This is a genomic window from Bifidobacterium sp. W8104, from assembly GCF_016100735.1.
Lineage (GTDB): Bacteria > Actinomycetota > Actinomycetes > Actinomycetales > Bifidobacteriaceae > Bombiscardovia > Bombiscardovia choladohabitans.
The window spans coordinates 1,909,865-1,927,505 of sequence record NZ_JACFRW010000001.1 but is presented as its reverse complement, the minus strand read 5'-3'; the positions used below and the strand labels follow the sequence as shown (position 1 = coordinate 1,927,505).

Genomic DNA, 17,641 nt, shown 5'->3' with positions numbered 1-17,641 from the left:
TCAGTGCGCTCCTTCCATGACCTGGGCGTAGGTGGCGTCCCAGACACCGGGCGCGTTGAAGTCCACCTGCTCGCGTTCGGCCTCTTCCATGGCCTTCTTCATGGCCAGATAACGACGGGGAACCAGATGGGTGAACCGGGCCAGCGCGCTCGGCCAGTCCTCCAGCAGCCCGGCCGCAGCCTTTGACCCGGTCAGCCGGACATGCTCCCCTATGAGTTCCTTGAGCATGGCCGCCTGGTTCTGGTCGGGCTCCAGGGCCAGCAAGGAGCCGTCATTCCAGGCTTCAGGATTGAGCCGGGAGGTGTCCATGTCCAGCAGGTAGGCATCCCCTCCTGAGAAGCCGGCGCCGAAGTTGCGCCCTGTGGGACCCAGAACCACTACCAGGCCGCCGGTCATGTATTCGCAGCCGTGGTCGCCCAGGCCCTCGACCACGAAGCGGCCGCCCCCGTTGCGCACGGCAAAACGCTCCCCGGCCCGGCCCGCCACGAACATGTCGCCCGAGGTGGCGCCGAATCCGGCCACATTGCCGCAGATGACAGTCTGATGCGGATCGTAGCGGACGCCCTTGGCGGCGTGGAGGACCAGACGACCACCGGACAGACCCTTGCCTGCATAGTCGTTGGCCTCGCCGATCACCCGGATGGTCTCGCCCCTGGGGATGAATGCACCCAGGGATTGACCGGCCGAACCTGTCAGCGTGATGTCCACGGTGTTCGGAGGCAGGCCGGCCGCACCGTATTCGCGGGTGATCCTGTAGCCCAGCATGGTGCCCACGCTGCGATTGACATTGCGCACGGTTGTTTTGATGGCAACCGGCCGACCCTCGTCCAGGGCGTCGACAGCCTGGTTGATCAGGTCCACATCCAGGGACTTGTCCAGTTCGTGATCCTGGGCCTGGGTGTGGTGCAGCACCGTGCCCGGGGTGGGGCCCGGCTTGCGCAGGATGGCATCCAGGTCGATGCCCTGGCTCTTCCAGGTGCGCACGGAAGGGTCCCGGCGCAGGCACTCCACGTGGCCGACCGCCTCCTCCAGGCTGGCGAATCCCAGGGAGGCCAGGATCTCCCGCACCTGGCGTGCCATGAGCATGAAGAAGTTGATCAGATCCTCGGGCCGGCCGGTGAAGCGCGAGCGCAGCTCCGGATCCTGGGTGGCTATGCCCTGGGGACAGGTGTTCTTGTGGCAGGCCCGCATCATGACGCAACCCTCCACCTGCAGCGCCGTGGTGGCGAAGCCGAACTCCTCGGCCCCCAACAAGGCCGCTACGACCACGTCGCGGCCGGTCTTGAGCTCCCCGTCGCATTGGACCACAATCCGCGAGCGCAGATCGTTCATGACCAGGGTCTGCTGGGTCTCGGCCAGGCCCAGCTCCCAGGGGGTGCCCGCGTGCTTGATGGCGTTGAGCGGGGCCGCCCCTGTTCCGCCGTCCTGGCCGGAGATGAGGACCACGTCGGCATGACACTTGGCCACGCCTGCGGCCACGGTTCCCACCCCGTGCTCGGAGACCAGCTTGACGTGGATACGGGCCCTGGGGTTGGCCATCTTAAGGTCATGGATGAGCTGCTTCAAGTCCTCGATGGAGTAGATGTCGTGGTGGGGCGGAGGCGAGATGAGTTCAACCCCGGGTGTGGAACGCCTGACCTGGGCGATCCAGGGCGGAACCTTGGCGCCGGGAAGGTGGCCGCCCTCCCCCGGTTTGGCTCCCTGGGCCAGCTTGATCTGCAGATCGGTGGCCGAGACCAGGTAGTCGCTGGTCACCCCGAACCGTGCCGAGGCCACCTGCTTGATGCGGCTGGTCCGGGCCGGGTCTGCAATCCGGTCCGGGGATTCACCGCCCTCGCCCGAGTTGGACCTGGCCCCCAGCCGATTCATGGCCAGGGCCATGGTCTCATGGGCCTCCTGGGAGATGGACCCGTAGCTCATGGCGCCGGTGGAGAAGCGGGTGACGATGGACTCGGCGGGCTCAACCTGATCCAGCGGTATGGGTGCCCTGTCGGAGTGCAGCTCCATGAGGCCGCGCAGGGTCATACCGCGCTTGGCCGCCGCGTTCACATGGTCGGTGTAGGCCCTGAAGAGTCCATAATCCCCGCGCTTGGTGGACTGCTGGAGCAGGAAGATGGACTCCGGGTCGTTCAGGTGGTCCTCTCCGGTGCGACGCCAGTGGTAGTTGCCGCCTGTCTCCAGGTCATGTCCGGATCCGGCGGTCCACTCGATGGGGTAGGCCACCCGATGGCGCTGGGCCACCTCGGCGGCGATCTCGTCCAGGCCTATGCCGCCCACCAGGGAGGTGGTGCCGGTGAACCAGCGGTCGATGACCTCACGGCTCAACCCAACGGCCTCGAAGAGCTGGGATCCCCGGTAGGACATGATGGTGCTCACACCCATCTTGCTCATGATTTTCAGGACCCCGGTGCTCAGGGCCCGGACCAGGTTGGCGGAGGCCTTTTTGGCATCCACGTGCAGGTCCCCGCTGTTGGCCAGGTTCTCCACCGACTCCAGGGCCAGGTAGGGGTTGACGCAGGCGGCTCCGTAGGCAATCAGCAGTGCCACATGGTGGACCTCGCGCACATCGCCGGCCTCCACTGCCAGCGAGACCTGGGTGCGAGTGTGCCGACGGAGCAGGTGGTGCTGGACGGCCCCGGTCAGCAGCAGGGAGGGTATGGGCCCCCAGATGTGGTTGGAGTCCCGGTCGGACAGGACGAGTACATTGCAACCCTCTTCAATGGCCTGATCCACCTCCCCTTCGATGGCCTCCAGACGCTCCTCAAGGGCCTTGCCGCCCCCGGCCACCTGGTAGAGGCCGCGGATCAGACGGGGGCGGAAGCGGCCTTCCAGGACCGGTGCCCGGTCCAGGCGCTTGATCTGGGCCATCTGCACGGAATCCACCACAGGCAGGTCGATGTGGATCTTCCAGGCGTGCTCGGGGGTGTCCTCCAGAAGGTTGGGCTCGGGGCCGATGGCCGAGGCGATGCTGGTCACCAGCTCCTCGCGCTCCCAGTCCAGGGGCGGGTTGGTGACCTGGGCAAACTTCTGGGTGAAGTAGTCGAAAAGCATGCGGGACCGGCGTGAGAGTACGGCGATGGGTGCGTCATTGCCCATGGATCCGATGGGCTCGCCGCCGGTTTCGGCCATGGGCCCCAGCAGCATGGTCAGGTCCTCCCGGGTGTAGCCGAAGGCCTGCTGTCTGCGGTGGACCGAGATGCGCGAGTAGTTGACATGCTCGCGCTCGGGCAGGTCGTCCAGACGGACGGTCCGCTCCGAAACCCACTTCCGGTAGGGGTGCAGACCAGCCAGTTGGTGCTTGATCTCGCTGTCGGGCACTATCCGGCCCTCTTCGGTATCGGCCAGGAACATGCGTCCCGGCTCCAGCCTGCCCTTGGCGACAATGGACTCCTGGGGCGTATCCTCCAGGACGCCGGCCTCCGAGGCCAGGACCAGGTGGCCGTCCTCGGTCAGCTGCCAGCGACCCGGGCGCAGGCCGTTGCGGTCCAGCTGGGCGCCCACCAGGGTCCCGTCGGTGAAGACGATGGCCGCCGGGCCGTCCCAGGGCTCGATCAGGGCGTCGTTGTACTGGTAGAAGGCCTTCAGGTCCGGGTCCATGTCCGGATCCTGCTGCCAGGCCGGAGGCATCATCATGGAGACGGCGTGGGGCAGGGACCGCCCGGCCAGGTGGAGCAGCTCAAGGGTCTCGTCGAAGGTGCCCGAGTCCGAGGCTCCGGGGGTGTTGACCGGCAGCAGCGGGGCCATGTCGCCCAGCAGCTCCGAACTCAGCTTTCCCTCGCGGGCCGACATCCAGTTGCGGTTGCCCTGGATGGTGTTGATCTCCCCGTTGTGGGCGATCATCCGGAAGGGCTGGGCCAGAGGCCAGGAGGGGAAGGTGTTGGTGGAGAAGCGGGAGTGGACGATGGCCAGGCGGGCCTTCATGGCCGGATCGCTCAGGTCGGGGAAGAAGCCCTGCAGCTGCTTGGTGGTCAGCATGCCCTTGTAGGTGACGGTCCTGCAGGACAGGGAGGCAAAGTAGACGCCCAGCTCGTGCTCGGCCCGCTTGCGGACCCGGTAGCCCAGCCGCTCGAGGTCCAGTCCCCCTCGGCCTTGAGGCCCGGCGTCGCACATGATGGGCATGAGGAAGCGGGGCATGGAGGCCAAGGCCTGCAGACCCAGTCCGTCAGGATTGGTGGGCACCGCCCGCCAGGCCAGAACGCGCAGCCCCTCCTGGCCCGCAATCGAGGCGATGGCCTCCTCCTGGCTGGCAGCCTGTGCCGGATCCCTGTCCAGAAAGGCCATGCCCGCCAGATAATGGCCGGCTTCAGGCAGATCCCGGTAGACACGGGTGCGCATGAACTCGTCAGGCATGGAGAGCATGATGCCGGCACCATCGCCGGTGTTGGGCTCGGCACCCACGGCTCCTCTGTGGTCCAGGTTGACCAGGACGCGGATGCCCTGCTCGACGATCAGTCTTTCATCCCGTCGGTTGAGGGTGGCCACCATGCCGAAACCGCAGGCATCGTGTTCCGTATCAGGGTCATAGAGCCCTTGCGGGCCGTGAACGTGCAGATCGAGAGGGGCCGTGAATGACACCGCAATCACCTCATTCGTGGACGCGGGCGGGGCCGGCATGCTCCACCCATGAAGAGCCTGATCATTAGTGACTCAACAGGATAATGCATCCACAGGTGACATCCGTGTAACGTTCCGCGGTGTCTAACGAATTCCTACCGCCTCCAGGACCTGATCGATGACCAGATCGTTGAGCAGGCGGCCCCGACGGGTCACCTGGATTCTGTCACGCACGGGCAGTAGGAGGCCCTGGTCGACCAGATCCTCAAGGATCTTCGGGTCGGCCGGACGGCCCGCCTGTTTGGTCAGCCGGTCCAGCCCCAGGCCTTCGGGCAGTCGCAGGGCCAGCATGACCGTCTCCTCCAGGTCCTGCCTGAAGCCTAAAAGCTCGGCATCCTGCCAGGGCACGTGTCCGGCGTCCATGGCGGCGGCCCAGTCCCTGGGGTGGGCGATGTCCCAGGAGCGAATGGCCCGGGCGCGCCGCTCCCCCGGACCGGGCTCCGGCGAAAGCCACCAGTGTGCCCCGGAATCGGCCTCCTGCGCTGCCGCTGTTCCTGTGGCCCTGAACCCGGGCGAGACGGAGCGAACGGGCTCCTGCTCCCGGGCCTCTTCCACCGGTGCCATGCCCATATCCTGGCCTTCCACAGCACGATAGTGGGAGTGGGCGCCGGGCCCGATGCCGGCCCAGTCCACGTTGTGCCAGTAGCCCAGGTTGTGACGGCTCTCCTGGCCGGGGCGGGCCCAGTTGGAGATCTCGTACCAGTTGAGGCCTGCCTGGGAGAGCATGTCGTCGGCCATCTCGTACTTGGCCGCCTCGTCATCGTCATCGGGGGCGGGCAGCTGGCCCCGGCGCACGGCTCGGCCCATCTTGGTGGTCGGTTCCAGGGTCAGGGCATAGGCGGAGACATGGTCCACGCCCAGGTCCAGGGCCGCCTGCAGACTGGTCCGCCAATCCTCGAGCCGCTCCCCCGGCGTTCCGTAGATCAGGTCCACACTGGTCCTGAGCCCCAAATCCTGGGCGGCGGCCACATCAGTGGTCACATTGGCCGGAGTGTGGGTGCGGTCCAGGGTGGCCAGGACGCTGGGCACCGCCGACTGCATGCCGAAGGACACCCGGTTGATGCCGCCCTTGAGCAGCTGCTCCAGGTAGGCCCGATCCACGGTGTCGGGGTTGGCCTCGGTGGTGACCTCGGCCCCCGGGGACAGACCCCAGAGGTCGGCCACGGCCTCGACCATGCGCACCAGATCCCGGGCAGGCAGAATGGTGGGCGTGCCTCCGCCGAAGAAGATGGTGGACACGGGCGGCTCTATCAGACCTCGGGAGGTCTGCCAGTCGCGGACCATGCGCATCTCCTGGATGGCCAGGTCGGCGTAGTGCTCCCGGCTGGCGCCCCCGCCCAGGTCGCGGGCCGTGTAGGTGTTGAAGTCGCAGTAGCCGCAGCGGCGCATGCAGAAGGGCACATGGATGTAGACCTGGTAGGATCCCACCCGTTCAGCCCTCCTTCTTGGCGGCGGCCCGGATCTTGTCCTTGGTGTCCCGATCCTGGGTCTGGCCGGTGCTCAGGGCGGCGATGAAGGCTTCCTGGGGCACTTCGACGTGGCCCAGCATCTTCATGCGCTTCTTGCCGGCCTTCTGCTTCTCCAGCAGCTTGCGCTTGCGGGTGATGTCGCCCCCGTAGCACTTGGCCAGCACGTCCTTGCGCAGGGCGCTGATGGTCTCCCGGGCGATGATCCGCGACCCTATGGCGGCCTGGATGGGGATCTCGAACTGCTGGCGCGGGATCAGCTTGCGCAGCTTCTTGGTCATCATCACCCCGTAGGCGTAGGCCTTGTCCTTGTGGACGATGGCCGAGAAGGCGTCGATCTTCTCCCCCTGGATGAGGATGTCCACCTTGACCAGGTCTGCGGACTGGGTGCCGTCGGGCTGGTAGTCCAGGCTGGCGTAGCCCTTGGTCCGGCTCTTCAGCTGGTCGAAGAAGTCGAAGACAATCTCGGCCAGGGGCATCCGGTAGTGCATCTCGACGCGCTCTGGGCTCAGGTACTCCATGGTCCCCATCTGCCCGCGGTGGTCCTGGCAGAGCTCCATGACCGGCCCGATGAACTCCTTGGGGGTGATGATGTCGGCGCTGACCACGGGTTCCTGAATCCGGCGAACCTTCCCGTCGGGGAACTCGCTGGGATTGGTCACCGTGTGCTCGCTGCCGTCCTCCATGGTCACCTGGTAGGTGACGTTGGGGGCCGTGGCGATCAGGTCCATGCCGAACTCCCTGCTCAGGCGCTCGGTGACGATCTCCATGTGCAGCAGCCCCAGGAAGCCGCAGCGGAAGCCGAAGCCCAGGGCCACCGAGGTCTCCGGCTCGTAGACCAGGGCGGCATCGTTGAGCTTGAGCTTGTCCAGGGCGTCGCGCAGCTCGGGGAACTGGGCGTTGTCGATGGGGAAAAGCCCGGAATAGACCATGGGCTGGGGGTCCTGATAGCCGGGCAGGGGCTCCTTGGCCGGGTTGGCCTCGGTGGTGACGGTGTCGCCCACCTTGGATTGGCTGACGTCCTTGACGCCGGTGATCACGTAGCCGACTTCCCCGGCACCCAGGGCCTTGGTGGGGGTCATGTCCGGGCTGATCACCCCCAGCTCGATGGGGTCGTGCACGGTCGCCCGGCCCATCATGCGGATTTTCTGCCGCGCCTTGAGCTCGCCGTCCACCATTCTGATGTAGGTGACGATTCCCCGGTAGGAGTCGTAGACCGAGTCGAAGATCAGGGCGCGGGCCGGAGCCTTGGGGTCCCCCTTGGGGGCCGGCACCTGGTCCACGATGCGGTCCACCAGCTCCCGGATCCCCTGGCCGGTCTTGCCTGACACACGGAGCACCTCGTCCGTGGAGCAGCCTATCAGGTTGGCGATCTCCTCGGCATGCTTGTCCGGCTCGGCCGAGGGCAGGTCGATCTTGTTGAGGACAGGGATGATGGTCAGGTCATCCTCCAGGGCCATATACAGGTTGGAGAGGGTCTGAGCCTCGATGCCCTGGGTGGCGTCCACCAGCAGAACCGCGCCCTCACAAGCCTCCAGGGCCCGGGATACCTCGTAGGTGAAGTCCACATGGCCGGGGGTGTCAATCATACCCAGGGTGTATTCGACGCCGTCCTTGACCCAGGGCAGGCGAACGGCCTGGGACTTGATGGTGATGCCGCGCTCCTGCTCGATGTCCATCCTGTCCAGGAACCGGTCGTGCATCTCGCGCTTGGGCACGATCCCGCTCAGCTGCAGGATCCGGTCGGCCACTGTGGATTTGCCGTGATCGATGTGGGCGATGATGCAGAAGTTGCGGATCAGCGATTGGTCAGTGAATCCTGGTTGGTTCTTGGCTTCCTGCACCGGTCTGCTCTCCTCACGTATGTCTGGTCTAACGATTCTAGACGATGCCCTGGGCCGAAGCGCCCGCCCCTGGCGGATTCTTCTCCCGGTCGGGTGCTACTATGGTGGGTTGTCTGTACAGATACATTCATCGTTTGGAGCAACATTGGCAAACATCAAGTCGCAGAAGAAGCGGGTCATCACCAACGAAAAGGCGCACCTGCGCAACAAGGAGGTCAAGAGCGCAATCAAGACCTCCGTGCGTTCCGTGCGCAAGGCCGTGGATGCCGGTGACAAGGAGGCCGCTCAGGCTGCCTACCAGGTGGCCGCCCGCCGTCTGGACAAGGCCGCCGGCAAGGGTGTGATTCACCGCAACCAGGCCGCCAACCGCAAGTCCGGTCTGGCCAACGCCGTCAACGCCCTCTGAACCGGGTGCCCCACAAGGGCCGGTGATCCAAGCGCTTGGATCACCGGCCCTTTTTGGTATCCGTGTCCTCGTCGTCGTGCTTGATGGTGACGCTGATGTCGGACCGGCCACGCATCAGGTGACGAATGGCCCTGGCCAGCTGGGCGTCGTTGAGCGGCAGCCGGGCCGAGCGCCGGTCCATCGCCCCTGGCACGAGGATGTCGAATTTCACCGAGATGATGCGCAGGACTACCACCAGGGCCACGATGGCCAGGTCCAGGATCATGTCGACACGGGCCGGATAGAGTCCGTGCTGCTGGGCGCGCGTGGAGACCAGCGTCAGCAGGCATCCGATCAGGGAGGGCAGCGCGTACCAGTGCTGGTCCTGGATGACCGCAGGCACCTGGTTGAGGAGGATGTCTCGTAACAGGCCGCCGACCAGGGCCGTGGCCATGCCCATGAAGATGGCCGTCATGCCGCCGGTTCCGCACATCAGAGCCTTGGCGGTCCCGTTGACGGCGAAGGATCCCAGCGCCATGGCATCGGTGACCAGCATGGACCAGGTCATCCTGCTGATTTCGGGATGGGCGACGGCCACCACCAGGCCGGATGCCAGGGTGACGATGACCGAGCCCTTGTCGGTGATGCCGCTGGGCGGCACCTGGCCCAGCAGGACATCGCGGACCACCCCGCCTCCCAGTGCGCTGATCCAGGAGACCAGCAGGATGGCGATGATGTCGTAGCCCTTGCGCACGGCAGCCAGACCGCCCGAAAGCCCGCAGCTGAGGATGCCCAGGTATTCGATGACCATGAAGATCAGGTTCCCCTCCAAGGCCGTCTTCATCCCGCGCTTCTCCTCCCTGAATCGTCCCGCACTCAAGTCTGTCTACAGACTAGTCAAGCACCCAGCAGAACAGGCCGGTGATGTGCCCAAGACCACAAAGATGACAAAAGGCGGCCCGGGACGGAATGTCGCCCTGAAGCCGCCTTCCTTTCAAGACCTGTCAGGCAGGAATGGGGTGGGTACTCAGCAGACCTTCCACATCCAGTCGTGCGGATCCTCGATCTCGCCCAGCTGGATGCCCAGGAGCTCGTTGCGCAGGTCCATGGTGACCTTGCCTGAACCACCGTCGGCCACCTGGACGTCGAAGTTCTCGGACTTGAAGCGCCCGATCGGGGTGATGATGGCAGCGGTCCCGCAGGCGAACACTTCGGTGACCTCGCCGGAGCGGATGTCCTCCAGCAGGGTATCCAGACGGATCATGGTCTCCACCACGTCACGACCGTGGTCCTGGGCCAGGGCAATCAGGGAGTTGCGGGTGACGCCGGGAAGAATGGTCCCGGTCAGGCTGGGGGTCTCCAGGTGGCCGTCCTTATGGACGGTGAACATGTTCATGCCGCCCAGCTCCTCCAGGTAGGTCTTGGTGGCCGCGTCGACGAAACAGACCTGCTCGCAGCCATGCTCGGCACCTCGGTTCTCACCAAGCAGGGAGGCCGCGTAGTTGCCGCCGCACTTGGCGAAGCCGGTGCCGCCGGGGCCGGTGCGGAACCACTTGTCCTCCACCCAGATGCTGACCGGCTTGACACCGCCGGCGAAGTAGGGTCCCGAGGGCGAGGCGATGACGCAATAGTCCACCGCATGCGGGGCACGCACGCCCAGGAAGGGCTCGGAGGCGAACATATAGGGGCGCATATAGAGCGTGTACTCGCGCCGCCTGGGCACCCAGGCCGCGTCACGACGGACCAGGGCCGCCACCGATCCCAGGAAGTCATCGGGCTCAAGCGGGGGCAGGGCCAGACGCTTTGCTGAGTTGTAGAAGCGCTGGGCGTTGGCATCGGGCCGGAAGAGCCAGATGGAGCCGTCGTCGTGGTAGTAGGCCTTGAGCCCCTCGAAGGCCTCCTGGGCGTAGTGAAGCACCGAGGCCCCCGGATCCAGGCTCAGCGGTCCGTAGGGCTCAACCCTGCGATCCTTCCAGCCGTCATCCGAAGTCCATCCCATGTGGGTCATGTTGTCGGAGAAGAGCTGGCCGAAGGCGGGCTTGTCAATCAGCCGGGCACGTTCCTCGTCAGAGGCGGGATGATCGTTGGGAATGACCTTGAAAGCGTCCGCCAACTCATTGAGTGCCTTCGGGTCGTGATGTGATTGCTCTGCCATTGTCTACCACTTCTTCTTGCTACTGTACTTGGTTGCTCGGGTGCAATGCTTATGGCGATGCCCGGTACCCGAACTATCGCATAGGCAGGCGCCGACCTGTTCATCCCATTTCGCATAGTGACCGTCATACGCAAAAAGGCCACAGGATCCTGATGATCCCATGGCCTTGCACAACAAACCTCTAAGCTCACTCGCTCTGGGCGTCGGCCTCCGGAGCGGCTTCCGCATCGGCCTGCTCGGTCTCCTCGGTGGGGGTCTCCAGGCTCTCCTCCTTGGGGATCTCGACGGAGACGATGGATTCCTCCATATCGTCGATGACCAGCTCGGAGCCCTCGGGCAGCTTGATGTCCTTGGCCAGGATCTTATCGCCCTCGGCCAGGCCCTCCACGCTGATGTCGATGCGCTCGGGCAGGTTGGACACATCGGCCCGGACCTGCAGGTTCTGGGTGTCGATCAGGGCCACGGCAGCGCCCTTGGTCTCGCCGCTGACGAAGACAGGCACCTCCACGGTGACCTTCTCGCCGGCACGGACCTCATAGAAGTCGATGTGCTCCACCTGGCGCTTGACCGGGTTGCGCTGCACGTCCTTGACCACGGCGGTCTTGGTCTGCCCGCCGAAGCTGATGGAGAAAAGGGCGTTGGCGCGGCGCAGGGCCAGTGTGGTCTCGCGCATGGGCAGCTTGATGTAGTCGGGCTGGGCGCCGCCGGCGTAGATGGTGGCGGGAATCTGCTGGGCCACGCGCATGCGGCGTGCCGCCCCCTTGCCGAATTGGTCGCGGACTTCGCCCTCGAGCTTAATTGTGTTGGCCATGTTGGCTTCCTTCCTTGTCTGGTTCCTCAAGACCGACCTGGGCCGGTCCTGGCGCATCGCCGCGTCGGATTCCGGACCGCCCATAAGGAATGGCCGCCGATGATCCAGCCGAGTCGATAACGGAGGCCGTGAAGCCTCCCTCGCCAAAGCAACGTGCCTACTTTAGCACCGGGCCCGCCCTTCTCCAAGTAGGCGGCTATTCTGGACATATCCCGCGATTATTGAAGGAGACAACGTGTCGTTACTAGCATCGGTCAAATCTTTTGTGGCACACCAGGTGGGTCATGGGGAGGGACCGACTGGCGAGGAGAATGAGGATCCGTCGCAGGCTACCCCCCGGGCCGCCGAGGAGTCACTCGCCCTGCCCAACACGCATTTCTGGTCTGCCGATTACGCCACCACCACGCGCATGGATCCGGCCTCGGGACTGCTTTCGGCCACCACCGCCGGCATGGGACCGGTGCCAGACGACATGACCGTCTATGACATCTATGCCGACCGGGCCCGCCGCACACCCGACCAACCGGTGCTGCACTTCGTCGAAAACGGCAGCTGGACCTACCGGACCGGCCGGGAGATCCTGCACGACATCAGGACCACCGCCAAGGGCTTCCTGCACTACGGGCTGAAGAAGGGCGATGCCGTGGCCTTCATGTGCAGGACCAGTTACGAGTGGGACATCGTGGACGCCGCCGTCCTGTCCATCGGCGGGGTCATCGCCACCATCTACGACACCGATTCGGCCGAGCAGATCCGATTCATCGTCAACAACTCCGATGCCAGGCTGCTGGTGGTGCAGACCGCTGAGATGCGGGCCAAGGCCGAGGGTGCCGACAAGGAGTGCCCCACCCTTGAGCGGATCGCCTGCCTGGAGTCCGGGGCCCTGCAGGAGCTGCAAGCCTATGGGGAGTCGGTCAGCGATGCCGAGCTTGACGAGCGGATCAATTCCATCCATAAGACCGACCTATGCTCCATCGTCTACACCTCGGGTTCCACGGCGGCGCCCAAGGGCGTCGAGATGACCCATGAGCATTATTGCCAGCTGGCCAGGAACCTGAACGCCTTCATCCCCAATCTGACCCACGACCCGGATGGATCCATCCTGCTCTTCCTGCCCCAGGCACACACCTTCGCCCGGGCCATCAGCTACGGGGTCGTCTACGGAACCATGCACGTGTACATCTCCTCCGGACTGGCCACCCTGCTGTCCGACCTGCAGGAGTCCAAGCCCACGGTCATCATCGGCGTGCCCAGGGTTTTCGAGAAGGTCTACAACGCCGCCTCCCAGAAGGCCGGGCACGGCATCAAGGGCAGAATCTTCAACGGGGCTGCACGGGCGGCTCGCGCCTACATGGAGGACATCTCACGCCAGGGCTGGCCGACCAGGCGCAGCGCCCTGCGGCGTGCTCTCTACGACCCGCTGGTCTATTCTTCTTTGCGCCAGGTCCTGGGCGGACGGGCCAAGTGGATAGTCTCAGGAGGCGCTCCCCTGGACCCCGAGCTGCTGGGGTTCTTCCGCGGATCCAATGTCCCGGTCTATGAGGGCTACGGCCTGACCGAGACCACCGCACCCTGCGCCTTCAACCCCCTGGGCACCCCCTACCACAGGGGCTCGGTGGGCATCCCCTTCCCGGGATTCACCATCCGCATCGCCTCGGACGGCGAGGTGCAGATCAAGGGTGTCTGTGTATTCCACCGCTACCACAAGAATGAGGAGGCCACCCGCGATTCCTTCACCGAGGACGGCTGGTACGCCACTGGCGACCTGGGGCGGCTCTCCCGAGACGGGTTCCTCTTCCTGACCGGGCGCAAGAAGGACCTGATCATCACCGCCGGCGGCAAGAACGTCTCCCCCAGGCCCATCGAGGAGGTCATCGAGCGTTCCGAGATCGTCTCCCAGGCCCTGGTTCTGGGCGATAAGCGGCCCTTCATCTCGGCCCTGGTCACCCTGAACGAGTCCGCCCTGCGGCCCTGGCTGGCCTCCAAGGGACTGGATCGGAACATGTCCCTGCAGGAGGCGGCGCAGAACGCCGTGGTCCGGGCCGAAGTCCAAGGGTACGTGGACCGGGCCAATGAGGGCGTCTCCCGGGCCGAGTCGGTGCGCAAGTTCATCATCCTGCCCGAGGAGTTCACCCAGGACAACGGGCTGATGACACCTTCAATGAAGGTGATCCGGCCCAAGGTCATCGAGCGTTACGCCGACCTGCTGAACAGCCGGATGTACACGGCCAAGCGCACCCCGGCGCCCCGCCGCTGAACAGGATCAGAACCCCAGGCGCTCCAGCTGCTTGGGGTCGGTCTGCCAGTTGCGGGCCACCTTGACGTGCAGATCCAACCGGACCTTGCGGCCCATGGTCCGGTTTACGGCGGTGCGCAGCTTCTTCTTCACCCGCACCAGGTGCTCGGCCCCACGCCCGATGACGATGGGCTTCTGGGAGTCGCGCTCCACATAAATGCCTATATGGACCGTATCGCGCCCGCCATCCGGATCCGGCTCGATGGACTCCACGCGGACGGCCAGGGAGTGGGGCAGCTCGTCGTCAAGCTCCTCCAGGTAGGCTCCACGGACCAGCTCGGCGATCATGTCCTCGGGACGCTCCTCGGTCAGCTGGTCGTCAGGGTAGAGTTGAGGGCCCTCGGGCATGGCATCCATCAGCACCTGGGCCACCTCGTCCACGTTGTCAGCCTCCAGGGCGCTGACCGGAACGATCTGGGAGAAGTCGGCGAAGGCGCCGATCTCCAGGAGCTTGTCCACCAGTTGACCCTTGTCCAATTGGTCGATTTTGGTCACTACGGCAATCAGGGGCTTTCGCCAGATCCATTTGCCGTCCTTGTCCTTGCGGGCGAAGTCGGACCGTAGCCGGCTCAAAATGCGGCGGTCTCCGGGGCCGATGGCCTGGTCGGCGGGCAGCAGAAACGCAATGGCGTCCACGTCCGATAGGGAGGCCTCGACCACGTCGTTGAGCCGTTGGCCCAGCAGGGTGCGCGGACGGTGGATGCCCGGGGTATCCACCAGGACCACCTGGGCCTCAGGGCGGGTCATAATCCCCCGGATGGCCTTGCGGGTGGTCTCCGGCCGGGAGGAGGCGATGGCGATGGGCCTGCCAACCAGGGCGTTCATGAGGGTGGACTTGCCCACATTCGGCCGGCCCACTACTGCCACAAACCCCGATCGGTGGACCGGCACCTTGGCGTCGCTGTGTTCTTCCTTGGTCATGAATTCTCCTGACTGTCCTGCTCGGGTTGTTCCCCGTCGGTCTGTTGGTCTTCCTGCTCCACACCGTCCTCCAGGGCGATGCTGGATCCGTTGGCCGGCTCGACCACGATGGTGGCGATTTTCTTGCGGCGGCCAACCGCTTCGCCCGCAGTCAGCCTGATTCCCCGGGTCACCGCCGATGAGCCTGAGACCGGCACGGAACCCAGCAGCTTGGTCAGCAGGCCGTAGACCGTATCCACATCGTCCTCGTCGATGGTTATCTCGTAGAGCTCCTCCAGGTCGGCGATGGGCGTGCGGACCGGCAGCTGCCAGGTATGCGGGCCGATCTGCTTGGGCTCGTCGTGCTGGACCCGGTCATGCTCGTCCTCCAGCTCCCCCACGATCTGCTCGATGGCGTCCTCAATGGTAACCAGGCCTGCGATGCCCCCGTACTCGTCCACAACCACGGCCAGGTGGTGGCGGGAGCGCTGCATGTAGTGGAAGAGGTCGTCCACCGGCTTGGACTCAGGCACCAGAACGGGCCGACGGATGATGGAGGCGACCGATCTGTCGCCCTTATGGCTGAAGGCCAGGGCCCGGACCACATCCTTCAGGTAGACGATGCCGACCAGGTCATCCACGTCCTCCCCAATGGCGGGTATACGGGAAAATCCCGACCGGGAGAAGAGCTTCAGGGCCGAATCGAGACTGGCGTCCTTGGAGATGCAGATCATGTCGGTGCGAGGGACCATGATCTCTCGGGTCAGCGTGGTCGACAGGGTCAGCACGTTCTTCAGCATCTCGGAGATCTCCGGATCGAAGGCGCCGGCCTCCACCAGCTGGTCGACCATGGCACGACCCTGCTCGATCTGGATCTTCTCCAGCTCCTCGTCGTCGGAAAGATCACCGCGATGGTTTATGCGGGAACGGGCTTGTGCCTGCCGCCGACGCTTGAAAGGCGTCAGGAGGACAGCCAGCCCGACCAGACGGACGTGCTTGAGCAGTGCTTCCATGGGCTGGCGGGAGCGGCCATGAGGACCCAGGGTGACGGAAACGGCGGCCACCAGGATGGCCATGACCACTCCGCACAGCAGTTGCTCCCAGAAGGGCAGGCCGCCAAGAGCAGCCATGCAGGCCACCAGGACGCCGACCATGATGTCGCAAATGATGCGGAAAAAGGCACAGGCGCTTCCGGTCACCTGCCGTTGGGAAATCAGGCTCTGGGCCCGGTGGATGCGGTCAATCCGCTTCATCCTGGAGAACTGGCTGAGTTCCTGGTCGGTCTGCAGGCCCAGGATCAAATTGTTGAGACTGGATCGGGTCACCCGGTTGAGCGCCCCCTGGGCCTCGGCAAGCGCCAGGGAGAGCACGACCAGGGCGATGACGGCCAGAGCCATGACCACCAGGGCGGCGATGGTCCGCTCACTCATGGGATCTGCCTCTCCGGTGGGCATCACGGCCGTACCGCTCGTAGATTTCCAGCACATTGGTGGCCCCGGCCGGCAGCGCGGCATCCGCAATGGGCCCCTGGCGCAGCGCCAGGAAGGTCAGCAGGAGTTGGCGCTGCAGTCCGAACATCTGCGCCTCCTGCTCCCTGCTGGCGTGGTCGTATCCCAGCAGGTGCAGGGTGCCATGGATGGCCAGCAGCAGCATCTCCTCCATGGTGGAATGACCGGCAGCCAGAGCCTGCTGTGCCGCCACCCAGGGGCAGATGACGATGTCGCCCAGGATGCCCTCCTGCCGATGGTTCTCGTCCCCGGGGCGCAGCTCGTCCATGGGAAAGCTCATGACATCGGTTGGCCCGGCCAGGTTCATCCAGCGCTCGTGCAGCACCGCCATGGGCTCGGGATCATTGAAGATGATGGTCATGTCGGACTGGGTGCTCACCCGCATCTGGTCCAGCACCCACACACCCAGGTCGGAGAAGGTCTTGGCGTCGATCAGCCACTGGGTCTCGTTGGTCACCTCTACGCTCATGCCTGCTCCCGTCCCCGGCTGCGGGCCTGATCGGCGCGGTCGTAGGCCCGGACAATCTGCCCGACCAGCCGATTGCGCACCACGTCGGCCGCCTGCAGGTGTACGAAGGCGATATCGTCGATGCCGTGCAGAATCTGTTCGATGGTGGCCAGACCGGATGCGGGTCCGCCCAGATCCACCTGGGTGACGTCGCCGGTGATGACCATCTTGGTGTTGAAGCCCAGACGGGTCAGGAACATCTTCATCTGCCTGCGGGTGGTGTTCTGCGCCTCATCCAGGATGACGAAAGCATCGTTCAGGGTGCGTCCGCGCATGTAGGCCAGCGGAGCCACCTCAATGGTCTCATCGGCCAGAAGTCGGTGGAGCCGCGAGGTGCCCAGCATGTCAGCCAGGGCATCGTAGAGGGGCCGCAGATAGGGATCGACCTTCTCATTGAGGGTGCCGGGCAGGAAGCCCAGGCTCTCTCCCGCCTCCACGGCAGGCCTGGTCAGAATGATTCGCCCGATGCGCCCGGCCCGGAATTCCTGAACGGCCTTGGCCACCGCCAGATAGGTCTTGCCTGTGCCGGCCGGACCGATGCCGAAGGTGATGGTATGCGTTTCAATGGCCGCCACATAGGCGGACTGGCCAGCCGTCTTGGGCCTGATCGGACCCTTGGAGGCCTGGGTCAGGGGGCGGCGACGAACTGCAGCAGGAGCTGCCTGACCCGACTGGTCGGCGTCTTCCAGGGCGTTGGCCCTCGCCGGTTCTGCAATGGCTGTCCCCCGATAATTGCGGCCTACGGAAGTACTGTCTGTCGTATTGGGATCCTCGGATTTTCGACCTACGGAGGTTTGGTCTGCCTTATCGCTGTCTGTAATTTTCTGCTCTTCCGGGTGGGAGTAATCGTCTGCCTCGGCGGTCCCCAGGCGGCGATGGTCCAGTATCCGCCCCACCTGATCGGCATCCAGGGGAACCTGATCCGCGGTCTGCATGAGTTCATTCAGTAGATCCCGGATCTGGGCCGCCTGAACGTCGCTCTGCCGGTCCTGGGCCCGCAGCATGATCCGGTTGCCACGAACCAGGATGGACACAGCCGGGAAGGCGCGCTCAATCCTGTCGATGACTGCATCCTCCGGCCCCAGCACCTGAACCGGGTCGATCCCCTCCGGAATCTCCAGGGTTCGCGTAGTTACCGCCACGGGTTCCCTTCC

The 17,641-nt window shown here is 65.0% G+C and carries 12 protein-coding genes; 2 read left to right on the top strand and 10 right to left on the bottom strand.

Features of this window, described 5'->3' with window-relative positions; all coding sequences use genetic code 11:
* The 3 genes from gltB to lepA all read right to left on the bottom strand — a co-directional run bounded on the left by gltB (position 1) and on the right by lepA (position 7,924).
* Positions 1 to 4,575, bottom strand: a complete 4,575-nt coding sequence (gene gltB, locus H3U89_RS07600) for a glutamate synthase large subunit (RefSeq protein WP_198179721.1) — start codon at positions 4,573 to 4,575, stop codon at positions 1 to 3.
* A gap of 123 nt (positions 4,576 to 4,698) precedes the next feature.
* On the bottom strand, positions 4,699 to 6,042 hold the full coding sequence (gene hemW / locus H3U89_RS07595) for a radical SAM family heme chaperone HemW (RefSeq protein WP_198179723.1): 1,344 nt from the start codon (positions 6,040 to 6,042) through the stop codon (positions 4,699 to 4,701).
* A gap of 4 nt (positions 6,043 to 6,046) precedes the next feature.
* Positions 6,047 to 7,924 carry a translation elongation factor 4 gene (lepA, locus tag H3U89_RS07590; protein ID WP_198179725.1) on the bottom strand — a complete coding sequence of 626 codons (1,878 nt, stop codon included), beginning with the start codon at positions 7,922 to 7,924 and terminating at the stop codon, positions 6,047 to 6,049.
* Positions 7,925 to 8,069: 145 nt separating this feature from the next.
* Here lepA and rpsT point away from each other — a divergent pair, with 145 nt between their 5' ends.
* Complete coding sequence (gene rpsT, locus H3U89_RS07585) at positions 8,070 to 8,330, top strand: 30S ribosomal protein S20 (RefSeq protein WP_015021872.1); 261 nt, start codon at positions 8,070 to 8,072, stop codon at positions 8,328 to 8,330.
* Between the two features lie 40 nt (positions 8,331 to 8,370).
* Here rpsT and H3U89_RS07580 read toward each other — a convergent pair whose 3' ends face one another.
* The 3 genes from H3U89_RS07580 to H3U89_RS07570 all read right to left on the bottom strand — a co-directional run bounded on the left by H3U89_RS07580 (position 8,371) and on the right by H3U89_RS07570 (position 11,275).
* Positions 8,371 to 9,153 carry a trimeric intracellular cation channel family protein gene (locus tag H3U89_RS07580; protein WP_198180550.1) on the bottom strand — a complete coding sequence of 261 codons (783 nt, stop codon included), beginning with the start codon at positions 9,151 to 9,153 and terminating at the stop codon, positions 8,371 to 8,373.
* A 183-nt stretch (positions 9,154 to 9,336) separates the two neighbouring features.
* Positions 9,337 to 10,464 carry a branched-chain amino acid aminotransferase gene (locus H3U89_RS07575; protein WP_198179727.1) on the bottom strand — a complete coding sequence of 376 codons (1,128 nt, stop codon included), beginning with the start codon at positions 10,462 to 10,464 and terminating at the stop codon, positions 9,337 to 9,339.
* Between the two features lie 187 nt (positions 10,465 to 10,651).
* Positions 10,652 to 11,275: a 50S ribosomal protein L25/general stress protein Ctc gene (locus tag H3U89_RS07570; RefSeq protein ID WP_198177747.1), complete on the bottom strand. Its 624-nt coding sequence runs from the start codon at positions 11,273 to 11,275 to the stop codon at positions 10,652 to 10,654.
* A gap of 235 nt (positions 11,276 to 11,510) precedes the next feature.
* On the opposite strand from H3U89_RS07570, the gene H3U89_RS07565 reads away from it, so the two are divergent.
* Positions 11,511 to 13,532, top strand: a complete 2,022-nt coding sequence (locus H3U89_RS07565; RefSeq protein ID WP_198179729.1) for an AMP-dependent synthetase/ligase — start codon at positions 11,511 to 11,513, stop codon at positions 13,530 to 13,532.
* Positions 13,533 to 13,538: 6 nt separating this feature from the next.
* Here H3U89_RS07565 and era read toward each other — a convergent pair whose 3' ends face one another.
* From era to H3U89_RS07545, 4 genes are read right to left on the bottom strand one after another with little or no spacing between them, the layout of a single operon-like run.
* Complete coding sequence (gene era / locus H3U89_RS07560; protein ID WP_198179731.1) at positions 13,539 to 14,492, bottom strand: GTPase Era; 954 nt, start codon at positions 14,490 to 14,492, stop codon at positions 13,539 to 13,541.
* The gene (locus H3U89_RS07555) at positions 14,489 to 15,901 is read right to left on the bottom strand and encodes a hemolysin family protein (RefSeq protein WP_198177744.1); all 1,413 of its coding nucleotides are present in this window, start codon (positions 15,899 to 15,901) and stop codon (positions 14,489 to 14,491) included. Before H3U89_RS07555 ends, era begins: the two co-directional genes overlap by 4 nt.
* A complete protein-coding gene (ybeY, locus tag H3U89_RS07550; RefSeq protein WP_198179733.1) occupies positions 15,894 to 16,448 on the bottom strand; it encodes an rRNA maturation RNase YbeY in 555 nt (184 codons plus the stop codon). The genes H3U89_RS07555 and ybeY overlap by 8 nt, the downstream gene beginning before the upstream one ends.
* Positions 16,445 to 17,629, bottom strand: coding sequence for a PhoH family protein (locus tag H3U89_RS07545; protein ID WP_198179735.1), 1,185 nt, complete (start codon positions 17,627 to 17,629; stop codon positions 16,445 to 16,447). The genes ybeY and H3U89_RS07545 overlap by 4 nt, the downstream gene beginning before the upstream one ends.
* Between the last annotated feature and the right edge of the window lie 12 nt (positions 17,630 to 17,641).